This is a genomic window from Peribacillus huizhouensis (assembly GCF_014138605.1).
Classification (GTDB): Bacteria; Bacillota; Bacilli; order Bacillales; family DSM-1321; genus Peribacillus; species Peribacillus huizhouensis.
Map to the genome: position 1 here is coordinate 1 of NZ_JACJHX010000005.1, position 15,581 is coordinate 15,581.

Sequence of the window (15,581 nt, forward strand, 5' to 3'; positions counted from 1 at the left end):
TGGGTTGTGTAAATTTTGTTTGGAGGAATAGGTACCCCTACCTCCAAAAAGAAATAAAAAAAGAAAAACTAAAATACTTGACTAGACGTAAGAAAGGCATGAGTCCGGTACAATACCGAACCCATGCCCAACAAGCTGCCTAATGAAATAACCGAGTCTAACTTTTTGGGGTCACTTCAAGAGGCAGTTTGCCTTTTGGGTTCTTTTTTTTAAAATTGAATACCTCCTTGTTTACGAAGAATCATACAAAAGTAGCATTTGGCCCTAAAACTATTAAATGATAACGTAATAGTGAAAAACCGACTTTATTACTAGAATAGATGACAAAAGAAGGTGGAGTTTGCAATTCTATAAATTTCCAAAAATAAACTCTACCAATTTTCTTTAATTGTGGTTATAATGTAAAAGTGTGGTAATCGTACCGTTACATAGTAAATAGATGAACACATATTTAACAAAAATGAGAAATTTGTGAAAAAATAGTTGAAAAAATTGTTAGTTTTGGTAAAATAGAAACCAAGATTGTCTAATCTCTTAATCCATAATATTATTTGATTTCCAAATATTTCTATGATAGATTAAGAGTGGTTCAATTATTCTGTTTATTTCGATGTTTAATCATCGATAATATTAAATTTTTTTTTCAAAACGGGGAGGATTTTATTACATGGCTTACCAACCAAAGTCTTATCGTAAATTCGTTGCTACGGCAGCAACAGCTACTTTAGTAGCAGGAGCAATCGCTCCAATAGCATCTGCAGCATTCTCAGATGTATCAGATAAATATAAAGATGCAGTAGATTACTTAGTTTCAAAAGGAGCAAACGGTCTTACTGAAACATCATTCGGTGTAAGCGAAGAGATTACTCGTGTTGATGCAGCTGTTCTAATTGTAAAAGTACTAGGTCTTGACATCGAAGCTGCACCAGCTTCTGGTTTCACTGATGTACCTGCACGTGCAGCTAAATACGTAAATGCTCTTAAAGCAGCTGGAATTACTAGCGGTAAAACAGCTACTTCATTTGATGCAAGCAGCAAAATCACTCGTGGTGAATTAGCTGTATGGATCCAAAAAGGATTCGATCTTAAAGGTGATGGATCTGTAAACTTCACAGATGTTAGCGACCGTTACAAAGAAGCAGTTTCTGCTCTAGTAGCTAACAAAATCACTAACGGAACTGCAGCAGACAAATTCGGTACAACTCAAACTGCAAAACGCGGTGACTATGCAATCTTCTTATACAAAGCTGCAAACGACGTTACACCTGTTGCACCTGAAGTTAAAAGTGTAAGTGCGATTAACGCTACTACCGCTAAAGTTACTTTCAAAAACCCAGTAAGTGAACTTGATTTTACTAACTTCACTATTTCTGGTGGCTTAACTGTTGTTAAAGCAACTCTTTCAGCTGATAAAAAATCTGCAGAAGTTGTAGTGAACAATGCATTTACTCGTAATCAGGAATATACTTTAACTGCTACTGGATTCAAAAATGCAGAAGGCGAAGCATATCCAGACTCAACAGGCAAGTTTACTTGGGCAGTACAAGATGGTGTAACAGTTGCTTTAACTAAAGGAACTCTAACAACAATTGGTGCTACTTCTGGTATTTCTGTATTAGACCAAGATGGTAAAGCTGTTTCTGGTGCATCTGTTGCTGTAACTTCATCTAATACTAATATCGTTACTGCTACTACAGATGGAACTGTTGATGGGACAGATATTACTGCAGTTGCTGAAGGAACTGCTGATGTAACAGTAACTGTAACATTAGCTGATGGAACTGTTTTAACTAATACATTTGTAGTAACTGTTGCTGTTGCAGCGGATCAAGTTGCTAACCAAGGATATACACTAGTTGCTGATGTAACTGATTTGGCTGAAACACCACAAAACACAGTAGCATTTAACGCTGCTTCAAAAACTACTTCTATGTACGCTAACACTTCTAAAGAAGTTGCTATGTTTGATACTGTGAACAAAGATCCACAAACAGAAGCAATTGATTTCACTGGTGCTACAGTAAAATCGGTTAACCCTATTATTGCAACAGCTGACGTAACTGGTGCGGTTTTAACTGTTACTGCAAACGCAGGTCAACAAGGTAAAGCTTCATTCGAAGTTACTCTTGCTGATAAAACAAAGAGAACTTTCACTGTAGATGTTAAGAAAGAAGCTGCTTTAGCAGGTATTACTACTAACGTGACTACTGTTAAACTTTCAGATGAAGAAGTTAACGCTGGTACTGTAGAAGGTATTAACCAAAAAACTGTTACTGTAAATGCTATTGATCAATTTGGTGACAATTTCGCATTTGGAACAGTAGGAAAAGTTACTGTTACAACAAACACTGATGGACTAGTAATTGGTGGAACAGGTGCAGGTAATACAATTGATTTTAATGCTGGGGCTGATACAACTGATACATTCACAGTCACTTCAACAAAAGATAAAATTGTAAACGGTACTGTGTCTGTTAAGTATTTCAAAAATGCTTCAGATACTACACCAACTATGACTAAAACTATTTCTGTTAATGTTGTAAATGTTGACACAACAGCAACACCAACAGGATTAGATATTGTTGCTGCTTCTGAAATTGATGTTAATGCTCCGAATACAGTATCTACTACTGATGTTGATTCAATCGATTTCGCTACAGCAAAAATTTACTCTTTAGATTCTAAAGGTAATCGTTTAGAAGATTTATCTACTACAGCTACAGCAACATTAGTTGGATCTGATGATTATGTTGAAGTGGATACAAATGCACTTCAATTCCAAGGAAACGATGAGTTAACACTATTAACAGCTTCAAGTACTGTAAATGTTGATGTACTTGCTGGTGGAATTACAAAACGTCTACCAATTAAATATATTAACTCCGCAAGTGTACCAGCTAGTGCAACAGTTAATACTAAACCAGTAGCTGTAAAACTTACTGGATCAGATACTACATTGTCAATTGAAGAGTTAATCTTTGGTAAGCTTGATTCAACTCAATTAATTGAAGATGCTGATCTTTCAGAATACATCGCTGTGAAGAGCGCTGCTACAAACGGTGGATACAAGTATAATAAATCTCTTGTAGCTGTTAAAGATGCAAAAGGAAATGCACTTGTAACTGGTGCTCCTGTTTACGGTATTGATAATACAGCAACAACTGGTAACATTTGGATCGACGAAGATCAATTACTAGGATTCTCTGATGAAAACTTTGCTGTTGATTTCTCAGTAGCAAACGTTTCTACTACAGGTACAGGTAGTCTTTCTACTACAGCATCTTTATTAAGTGACGTTGTTGGTGTTCCAGCAGTAGGAGATTCAGTAACATTTACTCTAGTAATTAAGTCTTTATATGTAGAAGGTGCTTCTGCAACTGATAACAACTTACTAGCTGCTCCAGTAACAGTTAACGTAACTGTAACTAAATAATTAATATAAATTCTCTATTAGAATAGTAGAATTAGCAAAAAGCCCTGTGGTGATTTCACCACAGGGCTTTTTTTTGTTAATTAAAAAGTGGATAGGAAAAAATTATTTAAATCAGAACGAATATCCAATTAAAAGTAGAAAAGATATAAGGAGACAATAATCAAACTAACGTGTCTACTTCAAAAATTCAATCCACGGTTAAATCATCCTATTTTTATAGGATGATTCGTTTATTTTTGAGGGTGGTAGATTCAATTTAGACAAAAGGTAAAGGGCATATACGATGAGAATAAAAGAATCAAAAAAGAAAGGCATGCCAAATAAGCCTTTCTACGAAGGTTTTTAAAAAATAGATAGTGATGTGTTAAGCTGCTTTTTTGTAAGTATGATAAAGGCCGTTTAACACAGGTGTTGCTTCTAATTTTGTTTCCGCTACTGATGTTGGAATATACACTGGTGAAGAAATGGGTGTCTTACCTTCGATTCCTTGATGCGTTCGATCGGTGTTGTAGTAGTCGTGGATGTATTCATGAAGTAGTTTATGTAAGTGTAATTGGTTAAGCGGGATGATTTGATCTAATATAGTTCACGCTTGATTGTACCGATTACTCTTTCTGCATGCGGGTTTTGCCACGGTGAACGATAGGCCGTTTTCTTTGAGGTGATTCCTGATGATGATAAAAACCGTTGAAATGCTTTGGAACGAAAAATGGTGTCATTATCATGAAGGAGATATTTAGGTACTTCACCATATGGCGTTGCATTCCTAAATTGTTGTATGGTCCATTGAGCTGTAGGATTGTATGTTACACCAAAAGAAATAATCTTTCGAGTTTGATGATCAATAATTACTAATACATAAAGGACATCAAAGGTTAACGTAGGAATGGTAAAGAAATCAGTTGCCCAAGTGACAGACTGATGATTTTTAAGAAAGGTCTTCCATGTTTGAATTTGTTTTTCAGTAGGTGGTTTTCTTACACTCGGAATATATTTAGCTATTGTATTAGGAGCAGGAGGTTTTTCTATTCCTAGTAGTTGTAGTTTTTCATGAATTTTCTCAGGTGATAGCATAGGATTTTCATGATGCACTCTTTTTATGAGATTAATCGTTTCTTGTGATATTCTAGGTCGTCCTGTTTTACTTGATTTACGTCTCCATTGTTGTTTGAAAGCAGTTCGATGCCATTTAATGACTGTTTCAGGTTTGACAAGAACCAAATGAGATTTCCAGTTTACCAGATACTTAGAAAGAATAACCCAAAGCTGTCTAAAAACTGGAGTTGGTGTCGGTTTGGGCAGCTTCTGTTTTTCATAACGTTGTTTATACAGTGCTAATTGACTTCTAAGAGCAATATTTTCAAGTTTAATATCGTTTGAAGATTTAAAGAAAAGTGAAAGAAAAGGCATGAGATAGTTCATCCATTCTCTAAAGCATGCATATAATGAACGAATAATAGACAAAATAAATCCTCTCCCTACTAAAATAAATGATATGTTTTCTTATTTTCCTTTAATTATAAGATAAACGTGTATGTTGTGAATTGGTCTTAATCCTTTTTGTATGGTAGTAAGTAATAATATAAATATCTTAAATATGGAGAATTGAGGCGCAATAATGAAAAACTCAATAACCAAATGCCAGCCTGAATTACTTAAAGATTGGGATTATATTAAAACGAAGTATGATCCGAGTAATGTAACCATAGGATCTGATAAAAGGATTCATTGGAAGTGCATGTATGTGGATACGAATGGGAAGGAGAAGCAAAAAATAGGGCAACTAATAATACAGGGTGTTATTTGTTTATGAAACGGTGGAATACATCGTTTAATGAACTCATATCCTATTACTTAAAACAGGTTTTTGGTTTCACAGACAATGGTTACCAACTAGATATAGAAGGCATTAAAGAAGTTGATGTATATATCCTCAATTTGAATATTGTTATTGAATATGACAGTCTCTATTATCATGAAAACCGTGAAAGAATAGATAGTTCTAAAACAGAGTCATTAGTTGAACACGGTTATAAAGTAATTCGACTGCGAGTGCAAGGATTGCCTCTTATTAAAGGTTCAATAAATATTACCTTTAAACTGGGTTCAAATTCATATTTAGAAAGGCAAACAATTCTTTCACTTTTAAGTTTATGCATAAAGAATTATCTCTTTCTGAAAGTACATATAAGAAAATATTGAACTTGGATATAGATACTGATCGCGATCAATTAAATATAGTAAAACAGGTACCGCCTGTAAAACGAAGTCAAACTCCTTTAAAGAGAATTAGATCCTTATGCTAAATTTTAAAGGAGATTGTGATATTATGTACTTAAAGTAAAGAAGCAGGTTTGTTGAATAGGAATGAGTTGCTGCGGCAGCTCTTTTTTATTTTTGGTTTAAACTAACACCCCATAATCCCCAATAAAGTTAAGAATTCTTACGAAGTTATATAAATAGGATCAAGTAAATTAACATCCAACTGTAGATTTATAGAGCTTGATCAACTTTGTAAGTTTTAAATGGAGGAGTTAGTATGAAGGAATTTATAGTTTGTTATACCTTAGAGGATGATATTAAACGAGAAAGAATAATGAAAAAGGAAGATATTAGTAAGGAACAAGTTATACAAGAAATAGTAGAAAAGATTGATCAGCGCAAATACTTTCTTAAGAAAGGTGACCATGGGGATTATTGGATCAATCGTTCTTCAATCCGTTATATAGGAGTTCATGAAAAAGATGTCCCGAAATTTAATCACATTAAACTATAATATCGACACAGGCTTTTTATCTTATATTAACTTTAATTATCTTTATATGGGAGAGAATATGAATGTCTGAAGAAGTGTATCAATCTCGTGAGGAACGAAAAAAAGCGGAAAAAACAAACCAAAATAAACAAAGAAGTATTGGTATACTGAAAAAAGGATCGTTGTTAAAAAAAATGGTCATTGTCTGTTTGGTACTCGGTCTTGTTTCAACAGGAGCAGGAGCCATTACGTTCGCTTCAATGATTATGGGTACACCTACCTTAGATTCTTCTAAGCTAGTGGACCCACTTTCTACTAAATTTTATGATAAAGACGGAAACTTCCTTTATGAATACGGGAGGGAAAAACGGACAAAAATTACGTACAATCAAGTGCCAAAAGTGTTGGAACATGCCTTTATTGCCACCGAGGATTCCCATTTTTACGAACATTTTGGGATCGACCTCAAACGGACAGCCAAGGCGATTTTCGTGAACGTAACCGGGGATTTCGGATCTCAGGGAGGTAGTACGATTACACAGCAAGTCATTAAAAATTCTTTTCTGTCTCCAGAGAAAACACTGAAACGTAAAGTGCAAGAATGGGACTTAGCGTATCAGTTGGAAAAAAAATATTCCAAGCAGGACATTTTAATGATGTATTTAAATAAAATCTACCTTGGAAACCGCTCTTACGGAGTGGCTGCCGCAGCTAAGAATTATTACGGTATTGAGTCCGATGATTTGAAAAAAATGACGCTTGCGCAGGCGGCGATGATAGCCGGACTGACACAGAGTCCTAACAATTATGATCCAACTATACCGGAAAACAAAGAAGCAGCCACGAAGCGCCGTCATATCGTATTAAGCTCGATGCATCGAGATGGCTATATCACGGAAAAACAAATGAAGGAAGCAGAAAAAGTTCCTGTAACAGAAGGTCTCGTACAAAAAAATACGCTACAGAGCATGCCATATGAAGCATTTTTGGATGCTGCTGTAAAAGAAGTAAAGGGAAAATTGAAGGATGTTGACATCAACACGGACGGATTATCAATTTATACTACATTGGATCCAAAAGCCCAGGATTATGCTGACAGAATGCTGAGCACAGATGAAGTTATTGCTTATCCAAATTCAAATTTTCAAGGAGCCTTTGTCTTTTTAGATACAAAATCGGGTGAAGTTAGGGCGATTGGAAGCGGGAGAAACGACTTTAAAGCAGGATTTCTAGGACACAACTTTGCAATCGAGATGAAACGTCAACCTGGCTCCATATTTAAGCCTATTTTTGATTATGGACCTGCGATTGAACATTTAAAATGGTCCACTGGTCATTTAATCCATGACCAGAAGACATCGTATTCAACTGGTCAACCTATTTCTAACTGGGACCGTAAATACCACGGTATCATAACTATACGGACAGCATTACAATACTCTTACAATATTCCTGCTTTACTCACAATGAGAGAGGTAGGGATGGAAAAAGCAAAGAATTTTGCAGAGCAACTCGGCATTACTTTTAAGAATAATCAGGTATATGAATCCTACTCAATCGGAAGCAATACCGTTAATCCTTTGGATATGGCTGGAGCTTTTAGTGCTTTTGGAAATGGAGGGGTATACACTCAACCACATTTTGTCCAAAAAGTTATTTTCCCTGATGACAAAGAGGTTAGCTTTGCCCAGGAATCAAAACGAGTGATGCAGGATTACACTGCCTATATGGTAACTGATATGTTACGCACAGTCGTAAGTGCTGGGACAGGAACAACTGCAAATGTTTCTGGACTGGATGTTGCCGGGAAAACAGGTACAACCAATTTTGACGAAAAAACTCGAGCTAAATATGGATACCCAAGCTCAGCTACAAATGATAGCTGGTTTGCAGGGTATACACCACAATACACCATGGCTGTCTGGACGGGTTACACTCAAAACGGACAGGGTAACTATATGAGTGGAAATACGACGAAAATCTCACAGTTAATGTTTAAAGCAATGATGGAAGCTTTCGGAACGGACACAGCAAATTTTCAGCAACCAGAAAGTGTCTACAGAGTGAATAATGAACTTTATATAAAAGGAATTGATTCTGCAGAAGTTCCACCTAAGCCCGACAATGTAATAATTCATCCTAATAATGGCGGAAATAAAGAAGGAAAGAAACTCAAAAAAGAAGAAAAGAAATTGAAAAAAGAGGAAGAGAAGAGTCGAAAAAAGGAAGAGAAATTGAAAAAAGAGGAAAAGAAGAGTCGAAAAAAGGAAGAGGAAAAGAAACAAAAGCATGATTAGATAGATATTTTTTTCTTACTATTGTTCCACTTCAATAATAGGGTGATTTCACTTATTAAGACAATAGATAGTTAATCGGAAAATCTCTTTGAATTCAAAATAAACTTTAACAGATTAAATACACATGACCCATTTTTATAGGTCTTTTATATGGAAGCAAAATCCTCCAATTATTCATGTTAATTGAGAATGTGAAGAAATGTACTTAATGTGTAACGGGTGTGTTAGCACCATAAGAAATAGCGGTAAAGTATTGATTCTTTTGATTACGGTCTTCCGCAATCGGACGCCTTTCTTAAATAAGAGGGTGTTCTTTTTGAATTGGACCAGTTTTTTGAAAAGGCTTTGTAAGAAGGAGATTTTGATTTTATTGTTAAGAAGAGGGTATGGAAAGTTAAAGAAGATTTCAACTGAATTTAATCAAACATGAAACTACCGCCCGAAGGTGGAGGTTTATTATGGGGAAATACTTGATAAATTACTGTTGATTTAAGCTTGTTACAGAAACACTTTGTTTATTAATTGGTTCATCAAGGGAATGGATTGTAGCTGTTCCATTTTGTCATCCACGTGCTCAATGTATATTAGATTTTTAAACGCCTTTATTGTTACATTCATGGGTTCTTTTAGTAATTGTGAAAAAACGCATTACACCGTCCACGTTTGCGGACGGTGTAATGCGTTTTTTCAGCTTCAAAATTAAACAACTTTATTATCATTACACAGGTTAACCCTGCATCACATTCTTTAGGATATTACTTGATTTTTATTAATTAGGACCTTATGTATTTTAAATCGAATGAACAGTTTAAGGCTTTCTTGTAATTCGTTTCGTCGTAGCGTTTCTCAGATATCATCTAAGTGATTTTTGAATGGTTTTGTAGAGAAAAAGTTATGTTTTAACTTTCGAATAGGTTTTCACTTAGCTTTTATGATTGCTAATAAGAAATTGTAATTGATTACGAGCCTAGTACATCTTTTGGGGCGCCTTAAAGGGTCTGCTCATCTACCTAACATTCTATACCGCTTTGAATGTTCTGGAATTCTTTTCTTTGTCGGGATAAATGGTGAATTATCTATTGATTAATAGCTGATATTTTCTTAGAATAGACATATGAACCATAATATTCCAGATGGAGGTAATAGAATGAATAGTATTGCTAAGGATATCCAAGCTGAGAAAAAAAGTTATGATTTTGAAAAAATTGCTGAAAGTCAAGATTTTAAAAGCTTGCTGGAATCAAAGAGAAAGTTTCTCATACCAATAACTGTATTCTTCCTAGTATTCTATTTTATGTTACCAATTCTTACTTCCTTTACGACAATTCTGAACAGACCTGCTATTGGTTCAATTACATGGACATGGGTTTATGCATTTGCACAATTTGTTATGACTTGGATACTTTGCATAATCTATGTCAAAAAAGCAGGTAAGTTCGACCACCTTGCCGAACAAATCATTGAAAATGAAGAAAATCATGGGGAAAAATTATGAGTACAACCGCCTTGGTATTATTTATTCTTATCGTTGGAATGACTCTTGTTATCACCTATTGGGCTGCAAAACGAACGAAAACAACGAGTGAGTTTTATACAGCGGGTGGTGGCTTAACAGGATGGCAAAATGGACTTGCAATTGCAGGTGATTACTTATCAGCTGCCTCATTTTTAGGGATTGCAGGTGCAATTGCTCTTTTTGGTTTTGATGGATTTTTCTACTCAATTGGTTATTTAGTTGCCTATCTTGTTGTGCTTTATATTGTCGCAGAGCCGTTAAGAAATCTAGGAAAATATACAATTGCTGATATGATTAATGCTAGATTTGAGCAAAAGAAAGTTCGGGCAGTTGCTGCGCTCAGTACGATTACGATTGTTATTTTTTATATGATTGCTCAATTAGTTGGAGCTGGAGCGCTTATTCAGCTTTTACTAGGAATTGATTATTGGTTGGCGGTTTTACTTGTTGGTGTAATGATGACAATTTACGTATTATTTGGTGGAATGACTGCGACTAGCTGGGTACAAATTATTAAAGCTGTGCTTCTGATGGTAGGTACTGTTGTCATTTCGTTTTTAGTGTTAGCTAAGTTCGATTTTAATATTTTAAAGATGTTTAATGATATGAAAGCGCTAATGCCGCTAGGAGAGGAATATTTAAATCCAGGTGTAAAATATACCAATGGAATTGATACGTTGTCAATGATGGCAGCACTTGTCCTGGGAACCGCTGGCTTACCACATATTTTAATGCGATTCTTCACGGTGAAAGATGCGAAGACCGCAAGAAGCTCTGTTGTCACAGCAACATGGGTAGTCGGGATATTCTATATTTTAACGATTTTCCTTGGCTTTGGAGCAGCAGCATTTGTTGGTTCACAAGACATTATCAGCGCCAATGCTGCCGGTAATATGGCTGCCCCACTTCTAGCTCAAGCACTTGGCGGAGATTTTCTGATGTCATTTGTTTCTGCTGTTGCTTTTGCAACGATTCTAGCTGTAGTGGCCGGACTTGTTTTATCAGGAGCATCTGCTTTTGCTCATGATATTTACGGGCAAATTATTAAAAAGGGAAAGATTTCGGAAAAAGAGCAAATGGTTGCTGCTCGTTATGCATCAATTGGAGTAGCTATTTTTTCTATTATTCTCGCTCTTTTTGCACAGACTTTAAACGTTGCATTTCTTGTTTCTATCGCTTTCTGTGTTGCAGCAAGTGCAAACTTACCTGTTATAATTTATACGATATACTGGAAAAAGTTTAATACGGTAGGAGCGATTACTGGGATATTATCGGGTTTGATTACTGCGTTAGTGCTTGTAGCGATAAGTCCAAGTGTGTTGAATCCTGAGCCAGGTGTTGCGATTCTTGTAGGAAATCCAATCTTTCCACTTACAAATCCAGCGATTATCTCCATTCCAGCAGGCTTCCTCGGTGCTTTTATTGGAACAGTTGTCTCAAATAAACGAGATGAGAAGAAGTATGCAGAAGTCATGGTGAGGGCGAATACTGGAGTGAAATAGTTGGGTATATATGTGAATATTATTTCTTAGTGATATTAAAAAATTTAGGTGAATAAAAGTTAAAAGCCGATATTAATTTTAGATAGGTATCGGCTTTTGGCATTGAATGAAATCGATCATGATTTACAAAAGTCAGAATACTCCTAGGTTAGGCGGGTGCTCTCAACCACCTTTTTGATATCCGCTTAGCTCAAGAGAATAGTAAATAAAAGCATTATTTGAAAGTTTCTCCTAAATTTCGTCTACTCAGAAAAATATTGAAATTGTAAAATGATAAAACTATTTTTATGGCATCTGGCTCCGGTCAAAATGGCTCGATAACCACGTTATGTAAAGAAAGGAAAAGTGCCTTTCTTAACATTCCGTAGGTTTCTGTGTCCATTTGCCTAACGGCCGATCCGGCCACTCTGAAGATCAAATCCTCAAAACCTTTAAGATCAAAATCATTGGAAACTTCCTGCTTCGCATCGCTCCTAAGATTAAAGAACGCTCGGACCAAAGGGGTTATCCTTCTTTGTTCTTCTAATTGTAATCGGCTAGAGCATGTACAGTCCTTAAAAGATGCTTTGGTGGATGAATATCGGATAAAACAACCCATACTCGATGAACAAGAATTAGAAGCTATAGGACGAACTATTAGTGAATCTATGGAATTTAATACACCTGTTACATTTAATCTTTTTAATAATGGTTTCGTACAACAACTAACTGGAACTACTCGTTACATAAATAATTTAAATAGCCAAATTATATAGATGCTGATGGTAACATCCATCATATACTTTTTAAAAATATCATTAGCGTGCAAGAAGCATAGATGTGGATTTAAAATAAAGTCACGATGTTTATAAAAAAGATGCGATGTTTGCAAAAAAAGTTACGATGCTTTGCCCCTTTGGATGTTATCTAAAGGGTTGTTCCGCAATCGGGCCATTTTCTTGAATATGAAGGGATCCTATTTTTTGAATTTTCGGTTTGTCCTCTCCAATGAAAATATGACATAAGACCTAATATTCAGTATAATTGTGGTAGAAATTAAAAAACATTTGAAAAAAATAGGAGATTAACATATGATGATTGACTATCTTTCAAAACCTACTAGTACACAGATATTAAATCAAAATTCTGTACTTGCTGCTTTAGAAACATCATTAGCAATGATTGAATTTGATCCTTATGGAAAGGTACTTTGGGCAAATCATAATTTTGCACAGGTGATGGGTTATAGAGTAGAAGAACTGTCTAATATATATCATCGTCAATTCTGTACTTATGAATTTGTACAAAGTTTAGAGTATAATACTTTCTGGGAAAATCTCCGAACTGGAAAATCTTTTCAACAAAAAATTCAAAGAGTAACGAAACAAGGAAAGAGGATATGGCTTGAAGCAACATATACACCCGTTTTTGATGAAAGTGGAGTAATTCAAGCAGTAATAAAAGTGGCTACCGATATTACGGCTCGTGAAGATGGAATAGATAAGGTAACACGCGATTTACAACAAATGGCAGAGGGTTTAAAAGAACGTGCGGAGAAAGGAATTAGCCGTAGTCATGAGGTTGCATCTACAATAATAAAAATTGTTGAACAAACTAACAAAAACATGGAAGTTTTACAAACGCTTAAAACTCAAACTGAAGCCATTCGTGGTATAGTGAAAACCATCGATGATATTGCCACGCAAACTAATTTATTAGCTTTGAATGCGGCAATTCAAGCAGCCCACGCTGGTGAGCATGGACGTGCCTTTAACGTTGTTGCAGGCGAAGTTCGAAAGTTAGCCAATCAAGCTAAGGTAGCAACTCAAGAGGTACAATCTAATGTGAAAAATATAAATGAACAAGTACAAAATATTAGTTTAGGAACAGAACGTTCAGAAAAATCGATTTCTGAAAGCCAGAATCGTATTGAACAAGCAGTACGTGAATTTATTGAGATTGGTGAATCAGCCCGTCAGCTTGATATACAAGCAAAATCTTTAGTGGATCAGCTACAAGGATAATGTTAGCCAAGGTTAGAATCATTGAGTTACTTTTTACTTCAAATACTCGGCATGTTAAATTAGTGTCGCAATTGAGCACAATTCCAAAATGAGTATAATTCTTATTTTTTCCAGTAGAGTTCTTCCGCAATCGGGCCCTTTTATGTAATAAGGATTATCGTCCTTATTACATAAAAGGGCCCATTAATTGAACACAACTCTTAAAGTAAACAAAGTATACATGTTAGAATTTAAGTGGAATCTTGAAGAAATGTTCTTAAACATTGAACCAGATTAGTTGAAGAATTAATAACGGCAATAATATTAAACAATCTTCACTTAGGAGTATAAATACAAATATTTGCACTTGATAGGAGAAAGTTAAAATATATAAATAAATTAAGAAAAACGACGAAATTACGAGAAAAAGATATATAGTGTTCGCTTACATTGTCGTTGTTTTCGTTTTCATCGGCTTTGTAAAAAGGTATCCAATGTTGAATAATAAAGACATAACATATTGGAAGGGGATATCTTAAATGAAAAAATTTATAAAGTTAGTAGTTGAAGCAGCAGAATTACACGGAAAGGCTCAACCAGAATACGCTTATTTTATGAAGAACATAAAAGGACAAAATAAGGATGGTTATAATGAATTTATCTTGTCAATTTAATCAAAGTGATCCAGCAACCGATTCTCAAGTGTGAAAAGAGAATCGGTTTTTTTATTTCTTCTTAAACCTAGATATTTTTCTTTCGTTTCAGTAGAAATAGAAATAGAGAATAATAAAATTATAATTGAAGTTCCTATATGGAAGTGTCAAAGGTATCTTTTAGGTATACCACTTTCAAAAAACATCCCTGGAAGTAAGGTTATCGGCGAGTTAGTAACATTGGAAGAAGCTAAGAACGTGTTCAGAGAAATTATTGAAGACTACTTAAAATAGGATAAATATTTTATTGAACTAACTGGTGCTTTAACCGATCACAGATTTATTTTAGGCACCATAATAATAAAACGTATGATATAGAACTGCAGCAAGAGCTGCGAATTCCTCAGTTGTTGCTTTTATAATAATGGTATCAGATTCCAAAGAAATATCGTACTTAATGGGCATTGAAACAGTAGCAACCTGTTGATTGTCATATTTTAAGTAACCGGAACTTGTATAGTCCTTTTCAAAATAATATTCGTGGCTATCAAGTCTAAACGAGTACGCCTTTTCAATTAATTGAACTCTAAGGGGGACAATCTGCACTATTTGTGAGGATGAATGTTCGATCAATTTATAGCGAATTCCAGGGAATACACAGTCTATAGTATAAAGAGGTTTTGTATACTCATTTGCAATTTTATAACAATAAGGTATGCCATAGCGTAATGACCCATTAACGATACGGGCAAGGAATCTATGTTGCTGTTTTCGCATTTCGAAAACAGTTTTACTATGTTCATTTATTATCGGCATTATTGTTGAAATATGTACATTACCCCTAGGTACTTGATAAGTAAAACGTTCCATAGTGTTCCTCCAAATCATTCAATTCATCATTTATCATAATATAACAAATATGTATTATTGAAAGCCATTTGTATTGGTACCTTTTTTTTCGCAATCGGGCGCGTTTATTTAGGAACGCGTCTTTTTTGTTTTAGAGCCATATTGATGAGGAGCGCATTCCCGTATTCATATATAATAATTGTGGCTGTAATGGAACACTTAAATAAAAGGTGCAATTTAGTTGAAAGAGAAACCCAAATCAGGAGAGATGCTTGTGAATGAATATATATATGTTGGTAATAAGTTCATTACTTTTTTTATTTATTGCAGGAAATGCTTTTTATGTTGCTTTTAAAATATATGAAGAAGATGACGATTTTACTTTTAATACTTTAACTTGGATTGAATTGATATTTAGTGTTCTATTATTAATTTCTGAAAAATTTGCTCCAAAGACATATCATATTGTAATCTTTAAAATTTTTTCATTTTTATTTGGAATATTCTTTTTAGGTTTAACAGTTTTATTATGGATCCTTTTCACTTACTACAAATTCCTCTGCTTCTGATTTAGTAACAGATAGAGCTGAAACT

Annotated in this window: 12 protein-coding genes; 10 read left to right on the top strand and 2 right to left on the bottom strand. The window is 34.8% G+C overall.

Annotated features, from left to right (window positions below; genetic code table 11):
- Nucleotides 1–667: 667 nt before the first annotated feature.
- Nucleotides 668–3,433 carry an S-layer homology domain-containing protein gene (locus tag HNP81_RS09535; protein WP_182502476.1) on the top strand — a complete coding sequence of 922 codons (2,766 nt, stop codon included), beginning with the start codon at nucleotides 668–670 and terminating at the stop codon, nucleotides 3,431–3,433.
- A 576-nt stretch (nucleotides 3,434–4,009) separates the two neighbouring features.
- Here HNP81_RS09535 and HNP81_RS23630 read toward each other — a convergent pair.
- Nucleotides 4,010–4,897 (bottom strand): DDE-type integrase/transposase/recombinase, encoded by an 888-nt coding sequence (locus tag HNP81_RS23630; RefSeq protein ID WP_220478543.1) that lies wholly within the window; start codon nucleotides 4,895–4,897, stop codon nucleotides 4,010–4,012.
- A gap of 154 nt (nucleotides 4,898–5,051) precedes the next feature.
- On the opposite strand from HNP81_RS23630, the gene HNP81_RS24590 reads away from it, so the two are divergent.
- The 9 genes from HNP81_RS24590 (at nucleotide 5,052) to HNP81_RS24250 (ending at nucleotide 14,159) form a co-directional block, all read left to right on the top strand.
- Nucleotides 5,052–5,246, top strand: a complete 195-nt coding sequence (locus tag HNP81_RS24590) for a zinc-ribbon domain-containing protein (RefSeq protein WP_182502477.1) — start codon at nucleotides 5,052–5,054, stop codon at nucleotides 5,244–5,246.
- Nucleotides 5,243–5,635, top strand: coding sequence for a DUF559 domain-containing protein (locus HNP81_RS09550; RefSeq protein WP_182502478.1), 393 nt, complete (start codon nucleotides 5,243–5,245; stop codon nucleotides 5,633–5,635). Before HNP81_RS24590 ends, HNP81_RS09550 begins: the two co-directional genes overlap by 4 nt.
- Before the next feature lie 337 nt (nucleotides 5,636–5,972).
- The gene (locus HNP81_RS09555) at nucleotides 5,973–6,209 is read left to right on the top strand and encodes a hypothetical protein (RefSeq protein ID WP_182502479.1); all 237 of its coding nucleotides are present in this window, start codon (nucleotides 5,973–5,975) and stop codon (nucleotides 6,207–6,209) included.
- A 62-nt stretch (nucleotides 6,210–6,271) separates the two neighbouring features.
- Nucleotides 6,272–8,485: a transglycosylase domain-containing protein gene (locus tag HNP81_RS09560; protein ID WP_182502480.1), complete on the top strand. Its 2,214-nt coding sequence runs from the start codon at nucleotides 6,272–6,274 to the stop codon at nucleotides 8,483–8,485.
- Nucleotides 8,486–9,632: 1,147 nt separating this feature from the next.
- Nucleotides 9,633–9,980: a DUF485 domain-containing protein gene (locus HNP81_RS09565; protein ID WP_182502481.1), complete on the top strand. Its 348-nt coding sequence runs from the start codon at nucleotides 9,633–9,635 to the stop codon at nucleotides 9,978–9,980.
- A complete protein-coding gene (locus HNP81_RS09570; RefSeq protein ID WP_182502482.1) occupies nucleotides 9,977–11,503 on the top strand; it encodes a solute symporter family protein in 1,527 nt (508 codons plus the stop codon). Before HNP81_RS09565 ends, HNP81_RS09570 begins: the two co-directional genes overlap by 4 nt.
- 374 nt (nucleotides 11,504–11,877) lie before the next feature.
- Complete coding sequence (locus HNP81_RS24600) at nucleotides 11,878–12,258, top strand: YolD-like family protein (RefSeq protein WP_376766732.1); 381 nt, start codon at nucleotides 11,878–11,880, stop codon at nucleotides 12,256–12,258.
- A 315-nt stretch (nucleotides 12,259–12,573) separates the two neighbouring features.
- Complete coding sequence (locus tag HNP81_RS09580) at nucleotides 12,574–13,506, top strand: methyl-accepting chemotaxis protein (RefSeq protein ID WP_182502484.1); 933 nt, start codon at nucleotides 12,574–12,576, stop codon at nucleotides 13,504–13,506.
- A 518-nt stretch (nucleotides 13,507–14,024) separates the two neighbouring features.
- Nucleotides 14,025–14,159 (top strand): hypothetical protein, encoded by a 135-nt coding sequence (locus HNP81_RS24250; RefSeq protein ID WP_268745215.1) that lies wholly within the window; start codon nucleotides 14,025–14,027, stop codon nucleotides 14,157–14,159.
- Nucleotides 14,160–14,483: 324 nt separating this feature from the next.
- On the opposite strand, the gene HNP81_RS09585 is transcribed toward HNP81_RS24250, so the two are convergent.
- Complete coding sequence (locus HNP81_RS09585) at nucleotides 14,484–15,008, bottom strand: tubby C-terminal domain-like protein (protein WP_182502485.1); 525 nt, start codon at nucleotides 15,006–15,008, stop codon at nucleotides 14,484–14,486.
- Between the last annotated feature and the right edge of the window lie 573 nt (nucleotides 15,009–15,581).